Origin of the sequence: Anaerolinea thermolimosa (assembly GCF_001050195.2) — a bacterium.
Taxonomy (GTDB): Bacteria; Chloroflexota; Anaerolineae; order Anaerolineales; family Anaerolineaceae; genus Anaerolinea; species Anaerolinea thermolimosa.
Window position 1 is genome coordinate 1,067,188 of the sequence record NZ_DF967965.1, and the last position, 19,201, is coordinate 1,086,388.

Annotated in this window: 22 protein-coding genes; all 22 read right to left on the reverse strand. The window is 63.8% G+C overall.

Annotated elements, in window-relative coordinates; genetic code table 11:
* On the reverse strand, positions 1-2,425 hold a 2,425-nt coding region (locus tag ATHL_RS04865), incomplete at its 3' end, for an OmpL47-type beta-barrel domain-containing protein (protein WP_201797937.1).
* 41 nt (positions 2,426-2,466) lie between these two features.
* Complete coding sequence (locus tag ATHL_RS18785) at positions 2,467-2,625, reverse strand: hypothetical protein (RefSeq protein WP_162787586.1); 159 nt, start codon at positions 2,623-2,625, stop codon at positions 2,467-2,469.
* Between the two features lie 92 nt (positions 2,626-2,717).
* The gene (locus ATHL_RS04870; RefSeq protein WP_062190361.1) at positions 2,718-3,296 is read right to left on the reverse strand and encodes a methyltransferase family protein; all 579 of its coding nucleotides are present in this window, start codon (positions 3,294-3,296) and stop codon (positions 2,718-2,720) included.
* Positions 3,297-3,308: 12 nt separating this feature from the next.
* Complete coding sequence (locus ATHL_RS04875; protein WP_062190366.1) at positions 3,309-4,172, reverse strand: type II secretion system F family protein; 864 nt, start codon at positions 4,170-4,172, stop codon at positions 3,309-3,311.
* A 1-nt stretch (position 4,173) separates the two neighbouring features.
* Complete coding sequence (locus tag ATHL_RS04880; protein ID WP_062190368.1) at positions 4,174-5,109, reverse strand: hypothetical protein; 936 nt, start codon at positions 5,107-5,109, stop codon at positions 4,174-4,176.
* Positions 5,110-5,115: 6 nt separating this feature from the next.
* Complete coding sequence (locus ATHL_RS04885) at positions 5,116-5,502, reverse strand: hypothetical protein (RefSeq protein ID WP_062190370.1); 387 nt, start codon at positions 5,500-5,502, stop codon at positions 5,116-5,118.
* Positions 5,503-5,519: 17 nt separating this feature from the next.
* Positions 5,520-6,767 (reverse strand): type II/IV secretion system ATPase subunit, encoded by a 1,248-nt coding sequence (locus ATHL_RS04890; protein WP_062190372.1) that lies wholly within the window; start codon positions 6,765-6,767, stop codon positions 5,520-5,522.
* On the reverse strand, positions 6,734-6,943 hold the full coding sequence (locus ATHL_RS04895) for a hypothetical protein (RefSeq protein WP_062190374.1): 210 nt from the start codon (positions 6,941-6,943) through the stop codon (positions 6,734-6,736). Before ATHL_RS04895 ends, ATHL_RS04890 begins: the two co-directional genes overlap by 34 nt.
* Positions 6,944-6,946: 3 nt before the next feature.
* Complete coding sequence (locus tag ATHL_RS04900) at positions 6,947-8,239, reverse strand: nucleotide-binding protein (protein WP_062190376.1); 1,293 nt, start codon at positions 8,237-8,239, stop codon at positions 6,947-6,949.
* 12 nt (positions 8,240-8,251) lie between these two features.
* Positions 8,252-9,085 (reverse strand): Flp pilus assembly protein CpaB, encoded by an 834-nt coding sequence (gene cpaB, locus ATHL_RS04905; RefSeq protein ID WP_062190379.1) that lies wholly within the window; start codon positions 9,083-9,085, stop codon positions 8,252-8,254.
* 7 nt (positions 9,086-9,092) lie between these two features.
* Positions 9,093-9,278: a hypothetical protein gene (locus ATHL_RS04910; protein WP_062190381.1), complete on the reverse strand. Its 186-nt coding sequence runs from the start codon at positions 9,276-9,278 to the stop codon at positions 9,093-9,095.
* A 9-nt stretch (positions 9,279-9,287) separates the two neighbouring features.
* Positions 9,288-9,533 (reverse strand): hypothetical protein, encoded by a 246-nt coding sequence (locus tag ATHL_RS04915; protein ID WP_062190383.1) that lies wholly within the window; start codon positions 9,531-9,533, stop codon positions 9,288-9,290.
* Positions 9,530-12,805 (reverse strand): serine-rich protein, encoded by a 3,276-nt coding sequence (locus tag ATHL_RS04920; protein ID WP_062190385.1) that lies wholly within the window; start codon positions 12,803-12,805, stop codon positions 9,530-9,532. The genes ATHL_RS04915 and ATHL_RS04920 overlap by 4 nt, the downstream gene beginning before the upstream one ends.
* 3 nt (positions 12,806-12,808) lie before the next feature.
* Positions 12,809-13,372: a hypothetical protein gene (locus ATHL_RS04925; protein WP_062190387.1), complete on the reverse strand. Its 564-nt coding sequence runs from the start codon at positions 13,370-13,372 to the stop codon at positions 12,809-12,811.
* Positions 13,373-13,379: 7 nt separating this feature from the next.
* A complete protein-coding gene (locus ATHL_RS04930) occupies positions 13,380-14,696 on the reverse strand; it encodes a hypothetical protein (RefSeq protein WP_062190390.1) in 1,317 nt (438 codons plus the stop codon).
* The gene (locus ATHL_RS04935; protein WP_062190392.1) at positions 14,693-15,229 is read right to left on the reverse strand and encodes a hypothetical protein; all 537 of its coding nucleotides are present in this window, start codon (positions 15,227-15,229) and stop codon (positions 14,693-14,695) included. Before ATHL_RS04935 ends, ATHL_RS04930 begins: the two co-directional genes overlap by 4 nt.
* 193 nt (positions 15,230-15,422) lie before the next feature.
* Positions 15,423-16,025 (reverse strand): hypothetical protein, encoded by a 603-nt coding sequence (locus ATHL_RS04940; RefSeq protein ID WP_062190394.1) that lies wholly within the window; start codon positions 16,023-16,025, stop codon positions 15,423-15,425.
* A 56-nt stretch (positions 16,026-16,081) separates the two neighbouring features.
* A complete protein-coding gene (locus ATHL_RS04945; RefSeq protein ID WP_062190396.1) occupies positions 16,082-16,753 on the reverse strand; it encodes a hypothetical protein in 672 nt (223 codons plus the stop codon).
* A gap of 193 nt (positions 16,754-16,946) precedes the next feature.
* Positions 16,947-17,549: a hypothetical protein gene (locus ATHL_RS04950; RefSeq protein ID WP_062190394.1), complete on the reverse strand. Its 603-nt coding sequence runs from the start codon at positions 17,547-17,549 to the stop codon at positions 16,947-16,949.
* Positions 17,550-17,987 carry a type II toxin-antitoxin system VapC family toxin gene (locus tag ATHL_RS04955; protein WP_062190398.1) on the reverse strand — a complete coding sequence of 146 codons (438 nt, stop codon included), beginning with the start codon at positions 17,985-17,987 and terminating at the stop codon, positions 17,550-17,552.
* Positions 17,969-18,253 (reverse strand): ribbon-helix-helix protein, CopG family, encoded by a 285-nt coding sequence (locus tag ATHL_RS04960; protein ID WP_062190400.1) that lies wholly within the window; start codon positions 18,251-18,253, stop codon positions 17,969-17,971. The genes ATHL_RS04955 and ATHL_RS04960 overlap by 19 nt, the downstream gene beginning before the upstream one ends.
* 60 nt (positions 18,254-18,313) lie before the next feature.
* A complete protein-coding gene (locus ATHL_RS04965) occupies positions 18,314-19,006 on the reverse strand; it encodes a hypothetical protein (protein WP_062190402.1) in 693 nt (230 codons plus the stop codon).
* Between the last annotated feature and the right edge of the window lie 195 nt (positions 19,007-19,201).

Genomic DNA, 19,201 nt, shown 5'->3' on the forward strand with positions numbered 1-19,201 from the left:
GGGTGGGGGTGGCCGTGGGGGTGGGAGTGGCTTCAGACTGAGGCAGAAGAACAGCCAGAAGCGGTACCACGATCTCCCCTATCGCCACGTCGCTCTGTCCGAGGATGTCGGTAATTTCCACCCGCACCTCATAACTGCCTGCTGGGGCGCGCGTCCCGTCCGCAAAGCGGCGATCCCATTTCACCTCCCGCGGCACGTCCTGGAGCGAGTCATAGCAGTTTTCCACCTCCGGCCAGCGGTCCTGCGGGTCGCGGATGGTGATACACACCCTCTTCACCGGCAGGTCTCCGGCGTTCACGTCCACCTGCCCGCTCTCCCACACTGACCACTTTGCCGTCACCCACGCCGAGGGTGCGCGGTTGGCCACCAGAACGGTGCGGCTGACCACCGTCTCGTTGCCCGCCGCGTCCACCACCCGCAGCAGAAGGGTGTGGTTTCCTCCCAGCGCGGCGGTCGTGTCCCAGGTCGTGCTCCACTCCCCGTTCACCACCGTGAGCGCCTCCCAGGTGCGCCCGCCGTCCAGGGAAAGCTCCACCGCCTGGAGACCGCTGGTACCATCCGCGGCGCTTCCGGTCAGTTCCACCGTGCGGGAAAGGCGATCCGGGAAGCCTCCGAAGGCGGCCTGCGGCGGGGTGGTGTCCACCTGCACCGTCAGCGTGGCGGTCTCCGAAACCAGCCCGGCGGCATCCACACTGTACGCCGACACCTGATAAACCCCGTCCTCCAGCGTGGTCTGTGTCTCATTCGTGGCCGCGCCGTTCACCTCCAGCACCACCTGATCCACCCCGCTGGTGGCGTCCACCGCCTGCACCGCTACCGCCGCCGGAGACCGGTACCAGCCATTCCGTCCCTCTTTGCCGCTCACCGCGAAGGCCGTTTGCGGCGGGGTGGTGTCCACCCGCACTACCTGTTGCAGGTTGGCGCTGTTCCCGGCCACGTCCTCCCCCTCCAGTTCCAGCACGTGCACCCCGTCCGTGAGCAGAAGGGGGGTGCTCATCCAGCTTCCCCCGTCTGCCCGCCATCTGGCGCTGGCCATCCCGGAGAGCAGATCGCTGGCCGTGGGAGACGCCTGTACCTCTGACACGTACCAGCCGTTGTTTCCAGGCGTCCCGGAAAGCCCGGCAGAGAGCGCGGGCGGCTGGCTGTCCAGCTTCACCTCTGCACTGCGCTGCCGTGTGTTTCCGGCCACGTCCTCCCCCTCCAGCGTCACCTGATACACCCCGTCGCTGTCGAGCGAGAACGGAAGACTCTGCCATCCGCCGTGATTCACCTGGCCACGCAGATCGGCCATCCCGCTCCCTGTGTCGGACGCATCCCCGTTTACCCTCACCGAAGACCGGTACCAGCCGTTGTTTCCATCGGGAACGGGCAGAAGGACGGCCACCGCGGGCGGAGTAGTATCCACCCGCACCACCTGGCTCTGCTCCCCGCTGGCGTTCCCGGCCACATCCGCCGCCCGGAAGGTCAGGGTGTGCACCCCTTCCCCGACCTGCGCCGTGCTTCCCCAGCCGCCCCCGTCCAGCTGCACTTCGGCGCTGGCCACGCCGGACGTGGCATCATTCCCTCCCGCTGTGGCGGTCACGGATGAGGTGTACCAGCCGTTCTTCCCGGACGTGCCGGAGAGGGTGATCAGGGGGGTGGGTGGAACGGTGTCCACCCGCACGGTCAGGTTCTGGCTGGCCGTATTTCCCGCCACGTCCGCGGCGGTGGCGGTCACGGTCGTCGTGCCCTCTGCCGAGACCGTGCAGGGGTTGGAGCCGCAGGACAGGGTGAGGGTGGCCAGACCGCTGGTGGCGTCAGACGCCGAAGCATTCACCGTGACCGGCGACCGGTACCAGCCGTTGTTCCCGGACGTTCCCGCAGGGGCAAGGGACACAGTCGGGGAGACCGTATCCACTTTGTAGGCCATGCTCCCTTTGGCGGACGTGTCGCCGTAGCTGGAGACCGCCCAGTACCAGAACGTCCCCGTTCCTTCCGGCGGGGTGAAGGAACAGGACGAACCGGAGCAGGACACGGCGGCGTTGTTCGAGCCATCGTAATTGCCCTCCATGCGTTGAATGACATACCCGCTGACCGGCTCATTCCCGGACACGTTCAGCCGCGGGGTAGCCCGGCACCAGCCGCTGTTTCCCGTTGTGCCGCAGGCAAAACTCCCGCTCGCCGTGGCCGGGTTGTGGGTAACCAGCTGCTGCACCGGGTCTTCGTAGCAGGTGTAGAGACTGCTGTTGTTGTACGGCGACTGACCGCAGAAGCAGTTGTAATCGTTGTCCCCGCAGCGTTCTCCGGGACCGCTCATCCCGCACTGACATTCACGCTGCCAGGGGTTGTTGCGGTAGATCGTGCGCACCCATTGACCGGTGGCCACCCACACCTGCCGGGGACGGATCGGGCCGGTGTAGGCCGCCCACACCACCGTTGCCGTCACCAGCAGGGCGATCACGACCCCCGCGATCCAGAACTTCCCTTTCATGCCTTTTCCTCCCGCCTGTGTCGAAACATCAGAACCCAGATCAACGCAAAACCCAGCCCTTCCAGAAGCCGCGGCCAGACCAGCCCCAATCCTGCCAGCCGCCCCGCGGCTTCCATGAGCACCACCGCCAGACCGCTCACCAGCCATACCGCCATCTCAACCCTCCATGCGCCAGCGCGTCAGCCAGAGACTCACAATGATGACCAGTACCGCCAGGCTGATAGCCAGGGCAATCCGTGCGTCCATCTCACCACACTCCTGGAATCATGCGCCAGCGCACCTGCCGGGCATACTCCGCGTAATCCGTGCTTTCCTCCAGCAGTTCTTCTTCCCACTCAATGCGCAGCACGAAAAGCGCGAGAAGCGCGCCGGTCAGCGCCAGGTTCCACAGCCTGAAATGCCCTGCCGTGACCGCCGCGTAAGAGAGCAGTTCCCCGGCGTACATCGGGTGGCGCACCAGGCGGTATGCCCCGCCGGTGATCAGCCCGCGGAGTGCTGGAGCAATGCCGAAACTGCGCCCCAGCGAGACCAGCCCCCACAGGGAGAAGCCCACCCCCAGCAGGGAAACCCCCAGCCAGAAGTTTGTGCTCTCTCCGGCCTGAAGGCCAAACGGGAGCAGAGCCGCCAGCCATGCGGTAAGTTTGCGCGTCCAGAAGACGCCGCCCTGCTCCGGCCTGCGCGCCAGCATGAGGAAGGCCGCCAGCCCCGCCTGACATGCCAGCGGCACGGCCATGATCTGCCCCTGCGCCACCTGCGCCAGGCGCACCCCCAGCAGCAGGGCAAACACCACTGCACCTATCCAGTCCCCGGCTTTCCAGCGTTTCATCCTCTGCTCTCCCTAAAACGCACTGAACAGACTCAGCAAGAGCGGGAGCATGATGGCCGCGATGAAGGGCAGGAAGAAAAAGAGCGTCATCGGGGCAAGCAGCTGGTTGTCCAGGCTTGCCGCCGCCATCTGCACGTGCGCGCGGTACTCCCGCGCAAAGCCCCTTGCCACCTCGCTCATCACCCGCGGTCCCTCCACGCCCTTCCCCGCCACCTGGTCTAACTGCACCCCGAAGCGGAGCAGTACCGGCAGGTTGTAGCGCCCCAGCACTTCCAGCACCACCCCTTCAGCCGTGCCGGTGGTGAAAGCCGGTCGTCCACTGCGGGATGACTCGGACAGCGCCTCTTTGAGGATTTTGCCCAGCGGCCCTGGTATCTCTGCCGCACGGGAGAGAGTCTGCTCCGGGCTTGCTCCGGCGGACATCTCCGCCGCCAGAGCCGTGGCCGTTTCGGGCATGAGGCGCTGAATCTCTGCACGGGTGTCGCTTGCCGCCCCGCGCACCCGCACCAGCGGATACACCACCGCCAGAGGGAGAATGAGCCAGAAGAGCGGAGCAGGACGCACGATGAGCAGGTAAGCCAGCGCCGCCGCGCCGTACACGGCGCTCCGGGCGATCACCCCGCCCACCGTCCAACCGGCGTACTTGCCGCCCAGCTGCGCCATCTTCAGGTTGTCCGCAAGGGACACCGGGCGGGTCTTGATGTACTTCTCCCCGTAGCGGTCGAAAGCGGACTGGTCATTGGCGTTGAGCATTCCGCTCACCCGCGCCGCCGCGCCACGCTCGAATTTCAGCGATTTCGCCGTGCGGTAGGCCAGAAAGGCCGCCGCAAGGGAAACCACCAGCGCCAGAATTTGCCGTACCTGGTATGCGTCCATCTCAAAACGCCTCATCGATCAGTTTGTTCATGAAATTCCAGCCGAAGAGCATCATCAGCACGATGACCACGTAGGCGATCTGCACCAGGGGCATCTGCACTGCCCCCTGCAGGGCGCCGTTGCGCAGGATCATCACCATCACCAGCGCGGTGATCCCGGCAATCAGCTTGACCGAGTTTTTCGCGCTCTTGCCGGTCGCCTGCCCCAGAATGCGCGCATCCAGCACGCCTTCCAGATTGCGCGTGGCCATCTCGAAGGCGCTCTCCCACTCCTTCCCGCCGGTCTTCCACAGCCGCCCGATGAGGAACACGATCACCCCCAGGCTGGACGAAAGCCCGAAGGCTTCACGGGTCAGCCCGTCCAGGGCATCGAAGCCTTCCCGCTGACAGCGCGGCAGGAACTCATCCCGCAGCCAGGTTTGCAGAGCGCCGCCTGCCCGCAGGGTGCGCAGTTCGTCCTCCACGGCCTGCAGGACGTTGGGCGTGACCTGCACGGTGGAAGACAGACCGGTGAGAAACTGCGGTATCTCCGCCTCGATCTGCTGCTTCACCTCCGCCCATGCGCCGTTCACCATGCCGTTGACCACGATCCACCCTCCGGCAAAACCCACCAGGCTGACCAGCAGGGGCAGACCCAGCAGGGCGCGGATGGCCAGAAACACGCCAAAGCCCGCCAGAAGGCGCGCCAGGGTGAGCGCGGTCTTCTCGCGACCGGCCACATTCAGCCCCAGCTTGCGGAACGCCAGCCGCAGGCGGTGTTCTTCACTGCCGAAGGCCGCCTTCTGTTCCTCGCTGACCACTCCCACCAGCGCCGCCACCCGCCCGGACGCCGCGCCGCGGGCGGAAGACAGCCCCACCCCCAGCCGGTAGGCGATGAATGCCGCCGCTCCCGCGCCGATCAGCGGCGCTGCCTGCCGTAAGATTGCCGCCGCTTCCATACCTGCTTACTCCTCTTTCAGCTTCAGCACCCACTCACCGGGGGTGGCCATCACATTGATCAGGTAATCCTCCAGCAGTTCGTTCATCGAACGCTGACCGCCGCTGAGGACTCTCAATTTCATCATCTCGATGGGATTGCCGACTATGCGGCTCATGAATTCGTTCTGAAGCCTGGCAAGCTTGCTGAAGTGGACAGGCATCACTTTCGCCAGATCCTCATCCGTGTACAGGATACTGGTTTGAGCATCGCTTTTACAGTGCGGACACCGCGGCACCACCACGAATTCGGCCATCGGGAACATCATTTCACAGTGTGAGCAAAAAGACATCGTGTAGAAATTCTCCAGTTTCTTGCGGAGACGTTCCTCGATTCGTTCATCCAACCAGAACATTTTTCTCCTCCATTCCTCTACCTCCTGTGTATGGTTTTCATGTTCTGCTCGCCGTAAGCGTACAGCGGCTCAAAAGTCACATTTCCGCCCTTCAGTTCGGGCTGAATCTCCCACACGCCGATCAGCCGCCGCCGGTCACCGCTGCGCGGGACGCCCACCTGCACCAGCACCTCAATGCCCTGAGCGATCAGTTCCTTGGCGTTCATGCGCTCGATTTTGGCGTCCACGCCCATGATCAGCGCCATGCGGCTGACCATCGCCTCCGGGCCTTCGGCGTGGAAGGTGGAAAGGCCGGGGTGATCGCTCATCTGCGCCCTGAACAGCGCCGCCGCCGCGTCTCCCGTGCGCACCTCACCCACGATCAGCCATTTGGGAGACATGCGCATCGCATCGTCCACACCGTGCCGCAGGGTGTAGTCCTGCACGCTGGTTGATCCCAGCGGGGCTTTGCGCGCTTCAATCGTCACCACGTGCGGGTGATCCATCCAGATTTCCTCCGGGTCTTCGATTTTCACCACCCGCGCATCCTTCGGGATGGCGTTGCACATCGCCGAGAGGAAGGTCGTCTTGCCTGAAGCCGTGCCGCCGATCACCAGCATGCGCACGCCCCTGGACACGGCAGAGAGCAGATCGGCGATGACGTTCTCCGGGGCCACTCCCCACTGGACGAGCTTCTCCGGCTTGACCGGCGCGGGTTCAAACAGGCGAATATTCACCGAGTACATGCCTGCCCGTGAGGGAACGATGGCCGGGTGGAGCACGTGCACCCGCGCCCCGCCTTTCAGTCCGGGCAGGCTCTCAATGCGGGGGAGTTTGGCGGAGACCGTTGGGGTCGCCTCTGAAATACCGCGCCCTGTCGGTCGCAAGAGGGCTTCCACCATGCGCCCGCATTCCTGAGGTTCCAGGCGCATGTCCTCCACCGGCGCGAAATTCACCGCGCCCTTTTTCAGCACGAACACCCTGCCCTCCGGGGTGATGGTGATCTCCGAAAGGTCATCCCGCCGCAGAAGCGGGAGCAGCGCCCCCAGCCCGTTGACCCGTCCCACTACCTTTTCGGCAAGGGAGAGCATCTGGTCGCGGGGAACATCCAGCCTGCGCCTGGCCAGCACTTCACCCACCGCGCCCACCGCGCGCTGGTTGAGGGTGTCCACGTCCACCATCTGCCGGAAGGTGAGACCGCCCGCCAGTTCCTCGGCGGCGTCCTGCACCACGCCTTCCTGCTCTTCAGTGGTCAGGGTTGTCTGCTGAAAGAAATCCCATGCCATGTTGACTCTCCGTATTTGCGATAAAACACCTGCCCGGTCTCATCCAGCAGGAAAGCGTCACCGTAAGGGGTCACCGTGATTCCAGGTCGGAGCACCCGCCGCAACCCTGAAGCGGTCATCACGGTCACGGTATTGCCTTCCACGCGGATGCGGTACCCATCCCGGATCGTTTCCATGTGCTACCCCTTGCGAATGCGGATCGGGCCGAGCTTCACCACCCCCGCATCACTGCGGAAGCCGTTATCGCTCGTCTTCTGCCCGAAGAGCAGATCGCCCAGTTTGTGGATCGGGCGGGCAAACGCCTCTCCCGCCGTGAGCACACTGCGACCGGCGTTCGCCGTCACCGCCACCTCTGGAATTTCAGGGATGACCGCCGTGACCGGCGGGAAGCCCTGCACCCCGGCGGATTGCGCAAAGGTGCGCGCCGCCTCATGCCATTCGTTCATGCCCAGAAGACCGTTGCGCCCCCGGTTCAAAACCACGAACACGTTGGACGCCCCCACGCGGTGCTGTCCGGCGAGCTTCTGGAACACCACGCGGTAGGCTTCTGCCGTGATCACCGCCTGGTCAATCGTCGGGGTGGACACCAGCACCAGGGTGTTGCTCGCGGAGATCGCCGAAGGGTAGCACCCGGAAACGGGCGCGTCAAAGATGATCACCGCGTACCCGCCGTAGGTGGCGGCAATGGCCAGGCTGTTGATACTGCTCTGTTCTTCCGGTCTCTGGAGCAGGTCTTTTTCCCGCAGGCTGTCCTGCAAACCCACCAGCACATCCAGCCCGCCCACGCTCTGCACCGCAGGCTGGATACCGTCCGCAAAGGTCGGGCGGGAGAGCCACAGGGAGAGGTTGGGTGTGGTCTTCAGGTTCAGGAAGGTGGGCAGGGACACATCCGGCGCGCTCAACCCCACCAGCAGAGTCTTGAAGCCCCGCTGAGCCGCGTCCAGTGCGAGCGCGGTGGCCACCGTGCTTTTGCCCGTGCCACCGGCGCGGTTCCACACCGTGATTACCCGCAAGCCGCCGATGGTGGTTGTTCCCTGCTGCCATGCCGGTCTGCCTGCCAGCGCCGGGGCTTGCGCGCGCAGGGCGGTAATTTCCGCCATAATGCGCGCGGATAGATCGGGGATATTGACATCCCCCACGAACACGCCCTTGACGCTGGTCATCTCGCGGATCGGGCGGATGACCTCTTCCGGCACACCGCCGGGCAGGACAATGTACGCCGCACCCTGAACGCGGGTCAGGAATTGGGTCAGCGGTTCGGGCCCGCTGAAGATCGCCGCGTCCAGCAGGATCACCTCCGGGTTGTAAGAGAGCTTCGCCTGCAAGTCCTGCGGGTCGGTGGCCAGCGTCACCACCCGAAAGCGGCTGTCCATCTGGAACGCCTGACTCCACACCGAGAGTCTTGCGGGAGCACCGGCCAGCAGCAGTGTGACCGCATCCCCGTTCTCAACCTGACTGGTTCCCCATGCCATAGCGATCCCCTCCTACGGCTGACCGGCAAGCGGGACGGGCGTCCCGGTCGGGGTGGGCGTGACCTGACGGATCACCAGTTCGGGCAGCCACAAACCGCTGGTATTCATCGCCTGGGCGTCCTTCGGGAGCATGTACAGGCTCAATCTGGCGTTGTCCGCCTGATCGAGTGCCGTGAGCAGTTCCACCGCGTTCACCAGGCGCACCGCATTGGTCGCCTCAATTCCGGCGGTCTGGAAGTCGTACACCACCGCCTGCGCCTGCACCGGCACGGCAAGGATTACCACGCCTTCTTTGCTCCGCTGGCGCTGGATGGCCAATCCGGTCTGCGGGTCGGGGGTAATGACCGCAGACTGCGCCGGGTCTTCCGCCACGAAAGAGGGCTGGACGTAGAGCACGCGCAAACCCTCAACCGTAGTCTTGCTGAACACGCCCGAGTCAATCCCCATGCCCTGCTGGTAGATCACGGCTGAAACGCCCACCAGATCGCCGGGACGGAGCACGCCGCCCATGCCGCTCGCGTCCGTGACGTGCACGGCCACGGCGCGCTCATCCGGTTTCAGGGCCACCTGGCTCTCTCCGAGATGAGAGGTCAGGATCACGTCTCCGGCGGTGCGCTCCACCTGAAGGGTCTGCCCGACCGCCTGCGCCAGATCGGTAATCACCCCCTCTTTGGGCAGGGCATCTGCCGGCAGGGAGCGCAGCACCAGATCGCCTTCGGTCAGCGTGTGACCGGCGGGCAGGTCAACCGCCGCGGTTACCACCGGCGTCTGCGCCGGGGGGCGCAGCAGGGCCAGGGCGAAGAGGAACACCACCGCGGCCAGAACAAACGGCAAAACTTTCTTCATGTCTTTTTCACCTCGCTTGTTGAGATTGAGTCAGTCCATCGTAGATGGCCAGCGCATCGCGGTACTCCCGCAGGTCGCAGTACACCACCCGTTCGCGCTCGCCATCTCTTTCCGTCACCACTACCAGCACGTACTCCGCCTTACAGCGGCGCGCCATTTCTTCCAGTTGCTCTTTCAAGTCCGCGTCCGTCATGCTCTCCTCTCAGGGTTGGGATGTGGGGGTCATGGTTGGGGTGCTCGTGTGCAGGCTGACCGGGGTGGGCAGGTCTCCCTGCCACCACGCCGTGCCGGTCACCATGAGCAGCTGCGGGTGCGGTGTGGCGGTGGGTGCGCCCTGCCCCCTCCAGGGGGTGGGCGCGGGGTTGGACTTCTCCCCCGCCAGCAGTCCCAGAAACAGCCCCAGCGTCAGGAAGATCAGAAACAGAAACGGCATGATTTTAGGTTTCACAGTGCAATCCTCCCCAGCTTCATGGCAATTTCCTCATCCGTTGGTTCGGGAACGTCAAGGATGAGCGGGCGGAACAGAAAGGGCAGTTGGGCTTCCCGGCTGTGGGCATACGGGAAGCGCCCGATGACCATCCCGATGTGCTCATCGGACAGGAAGCGCCGCCAGGGTTCATCCACGAAGCCCTTTTCACTGCGGGCGATGGCCGAAAGCACGATGTCCTTGTCTTTGGGGGTCTTCAGGAAGCCCACCACCAGGTTGTTGCAGGATGAGATGATCCCCTGCGGGATGAGGCTTGGGCTTTGCGTCACCACCCCGAAGAACGCGCCGTACTTGCGGCTGTCGCGGAACATGTTGCTGTACTGCTCGCCCACGGTGGGCGCGCTTTTGCCCTCCGTCTCACTGCCGCCTTCCAGTCCGGTGAAGATGATGTTGGCCTCTTCAAAGACCATGAACAGATCGGCTTCTCCCCGGTTGATCTGCCGTTCACGCCGCACCACCATGTCGGAGTAGATCATCCAGCCAGCCCAGCCCAGAAGCCAGGCTTTGGCGAAGTTGTCGAGGAACTTCCCGCCCTCCAGCACCACCACCCCGTCAGGCCGCCCCAGGTCTTCCACCGGCACGCAGTCCGGCCCTGGGGCAAACTGTGCCGAGGGTGCGCCGCGAACGAGCGATTTCAACCGCCACAGGATACCTTCCAGCACCCCCCGCCCCACCTGATCGCGCGGCGGGAGCGCGTCATACTGCTGTTCGATTTCCTGATACAGGTCTTGCAGTCCTACCTTGCGGGAGCGGTACACGGCCAGGCGCTGCCGGTCGTCCGGGGTCAGGTTTCCCAGCGGCGTGCCTTCCAGCAGTCCCAGCGCGGCGGCTTCGTCCGCCTGCACCTGCCCCCAGTGCGCATCGGCGCGCACTTCCGGGTCATCCACCATGACCCCGTTGCGCAGGTACACGGTGCGCACGGCGTCCAGCAGGCGGTGCTGTTGCTGCTTCTGCCCCAGCTGTGCCACACTGCCGAAGATGTCGGCAAAGGCTTTGAGCTGGGTCTCCGGGTTGATGTACGTCCCGATCTGGAGCGGGTTCCAGCGCAGAGGACGCACCCCGTCCGGTCGTAACTGGCGGATGTCCACCCGCCCTTCCAGCCCCGGCGCGTTGAGCAGGGAACGCCAGGCAAAGCCGAAGTCGAGGATCACCACGCGCATCCCCCACTTCAGCGCCATTTCGTAGGCCATGCGCATCGCCGCCACAGATTTGCCCCAGCCGGTATCCCCGGCGAACATGGTGTGCATGAGGCGGGACTTGTCCAGCCTGACCGGTGCGGTGGTCAGGTCGGCAGTGTTGGGACTGTACTGGTGTCCCAGCACCACTTCCCCGGCCATGCGCGGGTAAAAGCCCATGCCGTCAGGGATGGGAGCGATGATCTTCAGCGTGCCTTCCTGCAGGACGGCAGGCGTCACATAAGCCGCCACCTTGTCGGCGGGCATGAGGGTGGCGTAGCGGTAGAAGAGCCACCCGTCAAACGGGTCTTGCGGGTCTCCGCTGGACTGGCGGAAGGGCACGAAGGCCCTGGCCGCGTCCAGCACCGTGTCCCGTTCCTCCGCCGGTGGTTCGGCGGTCACCACGGGGGTGGGCGTCCCCTCCCCGTAGAAGGCCTGCGGGATGAGGGCTGAAGCGGCGGTGGCCGCGCGGTCGGTGTCGGTCAGCAGGTAGGCGCTGGTCACGAACCCCCCGGAGTGGGTGGCGGTGTTGAGCAGGCCCTCAAAGCCGCGCAGGATTTCGGTCAGGCGTTCTGCCACGTCATCCTCCACCTGGTAGGTGCGGTTGAGGCTGATGGACGGCGACAGTCCGTAGGTCAGCCCTGAGCCGAGCGTTTCCGCCCCGGCAAGCGTGCGCGACTCTCCCAGCCCTTCACTGCGCCCGTAGCCTTCGCCCCAGTTTTGGGACACGGAACGCCCTCCGCCCTGGCTGTTCGTTTCGGCGCGCATGGAAGTCACGGCGTGCATGGTGGAGTGCGCCCAGCCGCTGGAATCGGTCTCGCTCCGGCTGGTGGTGTGCGTGGTGGTATCCGCCGTGCCGTTGGTTTCACTGTGGGAGTGGAAGGATGAGACCGAGGAAAAGGACGAACCCCCGTCCGTGCGCCCAAAGCCTTCGGTGACGCTCTGGTTCGTCCCCAGGTTGAGCTTTGCCCCGACATTCAGCGGGGCGGCTTCAATCCCGCCCCCGGCGTTCACGCCGGTGCTCATCGAGGCGTTGTGAGAAAGCGCCCAGCTGGTGCCAGAGCCGGACGATGTCCCTGAACCGCTGGATTCGGTCTCGGCGTGCGAGACGGTATGCCCGGTCATGTTGCTTTCGCCGGTGGTGACCGAACGCGATCCGCTCACCGTGTCGGTCGTGCCGTTGGTCACGGATGTGCCGTTGGTCACGGAGCGCGACCAGTTTTCGCTCTCCCCGGTTCCCCAGCCGTGCTGTCGGGAGAGGGCTTCGCTGGTGGCGTGGGTCGTTCCCTGCCCGCCGCTCCCGCCGTAGCCGTGCGCCAGGGCGTTGAAGATGGGCAGGCCCACGCTGAAGCCGATGGACTTGCTCCCCTTGCGCCGGGAAGCAAAGTTCGAGGCAATGCGCGCCGCCCGCTCCAGATGGCGCACCAGTTCCACACGGGGCACGTGATCGCTCACCACCTGGAAGACAAAGTTCTCGCGCAGTTTTGAAAGGCCGCGGAAGAGGATTTCGTTCTGTTCCTGCGCCAGGTCATCCGCTTCTTCGGGCATGGCGCCGTCCCTGCCCGCACTGCGCGCCTTCACGCGCGGATCGGGATAGCCCAGCAGGGCCAGCGGCTTGCGGGCATGGGCAAGAAACTCCACGTACCAGCGCATGATGTCCAGTTCCGGCGTCTGCAATCTGGACTGTGCGTACCCGGCAAGGGTGGCTTCCACCGAGGCGTAGTCGGTCAGGGCTTTCTGGATCGCCAGATCGCGCGTTGCGGCAGAAGCCGCCGCGCCGTACAACTGCACCACCCCCACGTGTTCGGGCTGGTAAATCCCGCAGGCGGAGTACAGGAAGTTCACCCCGGCGTTGTACAGCCCGGTGATGGCCGCCCACTGTTTGCCGAGCAGTCCCTCCCCTGAAGTGCGCCGGTTCTGCGGGTCTTCGGTGAGGGCGGTCAGTTCCCGCAGGACAGAAGCGCGGTAGTACTGCTGACCGTTGTCCTCTACCAGACACCAGATAGCGTTGAAGCGTCCGTTCTGTGTGTCAATGCCGTTGTCCAGAATGCGAATCATGCTTTACCGCCTTTCTCTTGCGCGCCGGATGACCGTGTAGGGGTCTGCACCGACCGGAGCGTGCACCAGCAGGTTCTTGATGAGCATTCCCGCCTGTGTGAGGGGCATGAGCCAGAGGGCGAAAGACACCAGCACCGCGAGGTAGTTCACCCCGCCGTTGATCAATCCGCCATCGTTCTCCAGCAGAAGAGTCAGCACCCGCGCCCCCAGCCCCACCAGCGCGTAGAGGATCACGGACTGGATCAGGCTCCACAGGGTTTCATCCGGGCGGTAGGCGTCCAGGCGCACGGCCAGCACCCCCACCCCCAGCAGTCCCGCCATGAGGAACGGGACGGGTTTGGGAGCGAACACCACCGCCGCCAGCGCCAGCCCTGCGGCCACGAGAAGGGCAGGGCGCATGACTCGCGCCTGCCCTTCCGGGTCAGGGGATGGGTGGGTATTGGCCAGAAGACAGCCCAGCAGGGGGAGAACGGCCACCAGCGCCCAGTGTTCTGCCAGCAGGTAGAGCGTGGCCAGCAGTCCGTTGAGCACCCAGAGGAATGGCCGGAGCAGAATATCCAGGTTCATGCGCCCCCTACTTGATGAGCGAGGTCATCATCAGGTACACGTCAAATTCACCCGCAGGCTGATCGATCAGGCGCGGGCTGGAGACCGGTGTGCCCAGCGTCTCCCCGGTGATCTTCATCCCGTAGAAGCCTGGATCGCGCACCTGCACTCTGGGCAGGGTGAGCGTCCAGCGGTAGGTGTTGGAGCCATCGCACCCGCCCTGTCCCTGATCCTGCCTCCACAGCCAGTCGGGTTGAATCAGGTGCGCCCCGGTGTACCACTCCGCCAGTTCGCCGGTGATCCAGTCCCGGCTGGACTGCTTCAGGCTTGCCGTGGCGCGAATGCCCCGCGCCTGTTCGCAGAAGGTGCGCGTGTGCTGAACGCACTCTTCGGTCTCTTTTTCCTCGTAGCGGTTGGGGGGCAGGCAGTTCTTTTCCACCGGCGGGGGAGTGTCCACAATGCTCCCTGACGGGCTGATACACAGCTTGCTGGAAGTCTTCTCCAGCGTGTAGTACTCCAGCACGGTCGGGGCGATGGTGAGGGTGAACTGCAAATCCACCCCGCGCTTATCCGGGTCTTGCCCCGTCACCAGCGCGTAGTTGGGCGCGGTCTTGCTGGCTACCCCCGTGATCTGCCCCTGCGTCACCTTTGGCGCCGGGCAGCGCGGCGCAGAGGGAGAGCCCACCTGAGTCTTGCCGGGCGGGTTCATCGCCGCCAGCAGTTCCGGCGGACAGCCCACCGGTGAGGCCTCGCAGTTCCCGTACAGCAGCGCCACCAGGTACAGGTTGTGCTTGTCGGCGGTCATGGCATCGCGGAGAATGCCGAAAATGTTCTGGGCGTCTTTCTTCAAGTACGTTGACCAGGCGTCCTCGCCGTTGATGGCGGCGTCCGCCAGTTCGTCAGTGTAGGGGAGATTGAGCAGTTCGAAAATGCCCTTGACCAGGTCTTTACCGGTCGCGTTGCCTCCCAGGATTTGCCCGGCTCCCTGAACGTTCATCGCCAGTACGCTGGAGAAAAACTCCCCTTCTCTCCCGATCAGCCCGGACTCTTTCGGGTTGAGCGCCATGAAGAACAGGGTGCTGGTGGTGGGCAGAAGCACCGTTTCCCCGCTCGGCAGGGCGTAGGCGTGATAGGTGGCCTGGGTGAGGCTGTCTGCCCAGTCCGGGGCCCAGTCCGGCAGTTGCGGCATCCAGTCCGCCTGCCGTTTCTGCTCCCCCAGGTCGATCACCTCCGGCAGAAGGTTTCCGTCCTGATCGAAAAAGCTTTCCCAGCCTGCCATGGCCGCACGTGTACCCGCAACCAGCAGGGCGAAGAGCAGAAGCAGAGTGAGCGCGGTCTTTTTCATGGCTGCACCTCCGGGGTGGCGTCAAGGGCTTTGACTTCCTGCGTGAAGAGGATGTGATCGAACTTCCATCCCTCCCCGTCCTTCACCGTGAGCACGTGCAGGTCGCCGCTTTTGTCCTGTGTGGGATCGTTGAGATCGTGGATCGTACCGGTCAGCTTCCACACCTGCTGACCGCCGCCCAGATCGCGGTACAGTTCGGACGCCGTGACCTCATAGCGTGAGCGCACCTTTCCGGCCACCACCCCGTCCCACATGCCCTCACCCATGACCTCCACCAGAGCGCATCCGTTTTCGGTGGCCACCGCGCACACCGCCTGCTTCCAGGCGTCCATGCCAGCGGTCACGTCCGGGGAGAGAAAGGCGCTTGCTCCGGCAATGGCCGCCGCCCGTCCGTCATCCGGGGTAGGGGTTGGCGCAGCTTCCACCCTGCCCCCCAGTCCGGCGCGGTAAGCCAGCCAGCCCCCGCCCAGCAGGATGATCACTGCCAGCGCCCCCCAGAGTCCCTTTTTCAGCGTTGAAGTGCGAATTTCCATGCTCAAACCTCCTTCCGGTTAACGAAAAACGGCTCTCCCTGACTGGGGAGAGCCGCTTAAATACAAACAGCGTTCTCACGTTTCGGGCTTCTCGTGCCCTCGGAGCCGCATGCCCCGTTCCTCGCCGATTATTCTACAGAGTTATTTTTCGGTTCGCAAGTGGTAATTTCCCGCACCTTACAAAATTGCAAGGTCAGGGAGTGACTGCCGCCGGTCGCTTCGGCGGCGGGAGTTTGCAGATCGCCTGGTGATCCACCCAGTACCACCAGGATTCGTTCTCGATCTGCCACCACCAGGCATCCACGAAGGACAGCTCCGCCGGGGCGATCTGACCTTTCGCGCCGGAGATGGCCTCGTGCGCCATGCGTGAGTCCGGCCAGTTGCGCACCACAAACACCCGCACGAAGGGGATAAAGACCTGATCCAGCGGGAAAAGCTCCCTCTGAGTGGGCACGCAGTGGGCTTTGGCCTTGGATTTCCCCGTGCGGTAATCCCGCTCGTCAATCTTCTCCCACCCGGCGAAGCGATCCTGCCAGAACTCGCGGAAGGTCATGCCTTCCGGCGGGAGTGAGTGCGCAAAGCGCGGGTCAATGACCATAGGCTGGTTGGACTTCACGAAGTAAAAATACGCCCCCATCGCAATCGCGGCCACCAGTCCCACGGCAGCTGCACCGAACGCCAGGCGCAGAAACCACGAAAACACGAACATCGCCGCCCGGAAGGGAAACCAGAACACGTTGGACGCTGCCCGCCGCAGGCCCTTCCAGGTCACTTTGTTCCACGTCGTCACAGCCATCTAGGATACCTCCCCGATCCAGTGCGCCCAGGTCACGCCCCGGGCTTTGAGTGCATTCACCAGCCGTTTATCGGCGCTCCACAGCTCCGCCCCGTACTGCTCCGCAAGCGCCACGTACTGCGAGTCATACGCCTTGCTCTGCTCCAGCCGCTCCGCCCAGCGCAGGGCAGACAGCAGAAGGCCGGGATCAGCAGGGTAACGCACCACGTGAAGCGCCATGATCTGTTCCAGCCCTGCGTGAAGAGGATGTGATCGAACTTCCATCCCTCCCCGTCCTTCACCGTGAGCACGTGCAGGTCGCCGCTTTTGTCCTGTGTGGGATCGTTGAGATCGTGGATCGTACCGGTCAGCTTCCACACCTGCTGACCGCCGCCCAGATCGCGGTACAGTTCGGACGCCGTGACCTCATAGCGTGAGCGCACCTTTCCGGCCACCACCCCGTCCCACATGCCCTCACCCATGACCTCCACCAGAGCGCATCCGTTTTCGGTGGCCACCGCGCACACCGCCTGCTTCCAGGCGTCCATGCCAGCGGTCACGTCCGGGGAGAGAAAGGCGCTTGCTCCGGCAATGGCCGCCGCCCGTCCGTCATCCGGGGTAGGGGTTGGCGCAGCTTCCACCCTGCCCCCCAGTCCGGCGCGGTAAGCCAGCCAGCCCCCGCCCAGCAGGATGATCACTGCCAGCGCCCCCCAGAGTCCCTTTTTCAGCGTTGAAGTGCGAATTTCCATGCTCAAACCTCCTTCCGGTTAACGAAAAACGGCTCTCCCTGACTGGGGAGAGCCGCTTAAATACAAACAGCGTTCTCACGTTTCGGGCTTCTCGTGCCCTCGGAGCCGCATGCCCCGTTCCTCGCCGATTATTCTACAGAGTTATTTTTCGGTTCGCAAGTGGTAATTTCCCGCACCTTACAAAATTGCAAGGTCAGGGAGTGACTGCCGCCGGTCGCTTCGGCGGCGGGAGTTTGCAGATCGCCTGGTGATCCACCCAGTACCACCAGGATTCGTTCTCGATCTGCCACCACCAGGCATCCACGAAGGACAGCTCCGCCGGGGCGATCTGACCTTTCGCGCCGGAGATGGCCTCGTGCGCCATGCGTGAGTCCGGCCAGTTGCGCACCACAAACACCCGCACGAAGGGGATAAAGACCTGATCCAGCGGGAAAAGCTCCCTCTGAGTGGGCACGCAGTGGGCTTTGGCCTTGGATTTCCCCGTGCGGTAATCCCGCTCGTCAATCTTCTCCCACCCGGCGAAGCGATCCTGCCAGAACTCGCGGAAGGTCATGCCTTCCGGCGGGAGTGAGTGCGCAAAGCGCGGGTCAATGACCATAGGCTGGTTGGACTTCACGAAGTAAAAATACGCCCCCATCGCAATCGCGGCCACCAGTCCCACGGCAGCTGCACCGAACGCCAGGCGCAGAAACCACGAAAACACGAACATCGCCGCCCGGAAGGGAAACCAGAACACGTTGGACGCTGCCCGCCGCAGGCCCTTCCAGGTCACTTTGTTCCACGTCGTCACAGCCATCTAGGATACCTCCCCGATCCAGTGCGCCCAGGTCACGCCCCGGGCTTTGAGTGCATTCACCAGCCGTTTATCGGCGCTCCACAGCTCCGCCCCGTACTGCTCCGCAAGCGCCACGTACTGCGAGTCATACGCCTTGCTCTGCTCCAGCCGCTCCGCCCAGCGCAGGGCAGACAGCAGAAGGCCGGGATCAGCAGGGTAACGCACCACGTGAAGCGCCATGATCTGTTCCAGCCCGCCGAAGGCCTGTTCACGGGTGAGGACTTGCTGGCTCCACAGCCTGCGCAAACCAGACGCCACCTCGTATTCCCACAAACCTGGCACGGCGATTTCCACCCCGTCGCCAATCCACTGCTCCATCTTCCGCCGGAAAGCCTCCGAGAAGGGCATCTGGCGTACCAAACCTATCCCCAGGTTGGCATCTATGACCACTGCCGCCATACATCCTCCACCTCGGCATCCCGCTCTTCCCGCGCCTCGTTGACCGGATCGCCCTCGTAAACGCCGTATCTGGCGGTCTCTTCCCGGATTCTGTCCAGCTTCCGCAATGCTTGAAGAGACCTCTCCCGTTCCTTCCGCTCCCGTTCGGCAAAGTACTCGTCCAGTATCTGGCGAATCACTTCGGACAGGCTCTTGCCCTCACGGGAAGCCATCTCCCGTAACCGCCGGTCGTTTTCCTCGTCCAGAATCAGCTGATTGCGTTTCATGTCTTGCCTCCACAACCAGCATAACACCATTGAGTTATTATGTCAATACACCATTACACATTACCACCGTTCCACCCAAAGATCGCTTTCCGGGTGTCTGGCAAGGGTGGCAAGGTCGGTGGCCATGCCTGGCAAGCGTGGCCGCAGGTAAGCCACAATTCCAGCCCGTCTTTTCGGCGTCAGGGTGCACACCGCCACCCGCTTCTGAAACTCCCACTGATTGCGCCACTTGCGCACCCAGGTGTTATCCGCCCCGTCTTTGCGTTTGCGGGGATTTCTCAGAACCTCAACCTCCACGTACCAGTGCTCCCTGTCTTTCTCCACCAGCACATCCGGCTCAACCAGCGGATTGTCCACCTCCGGGCACAGGGTCACCTTCCAGCCCCGTCTGCGGGCATGGTAGGCAAACAGCAGAATGGCAAAGGCGTGATTGGCGTATTCTTCGGCGTTGTGGTGTTGGGTGAGAATATCCCACTCCGAAGAGGCTACTGCGATGCCGTACTCCCGCATGGTGAAGTATGCCCCGAACTCTGTCAGGCGAACGACACCGTAAGTAAAGCGGTTCATTGGCAAAAGCTGCTGCTCGACAAATCTCTCCGCAATCAGGGTATCGAACAGGCGTTTGGAAGCCCCGCCGTGTATTCCCAAACGGTACTCCACCTCAACCCGTAGGGCAACTCCCTCTGCCAGAATTTGCAGGGCCTTCTCGACCCGCCTCCACAAGTCACTGCGAATTGCTCTCAATTTCTGCATAAGCGGATTATAAGCGTACCCTTGTACCAACTCACCCAACCGTCCCCTTGTACCTGCAACCCCCCCACTTTTTCCGCGCTATTTTTTCGCGCCCGCAAGGTTTTTCCCGTGCTCCCGAAAAGCGATCCTCACCTCACGACCTGCCCGAAGAGGCGGTAGCCGCGCCGAATCTTGCGCCGGGCAATCCGCTCCGCC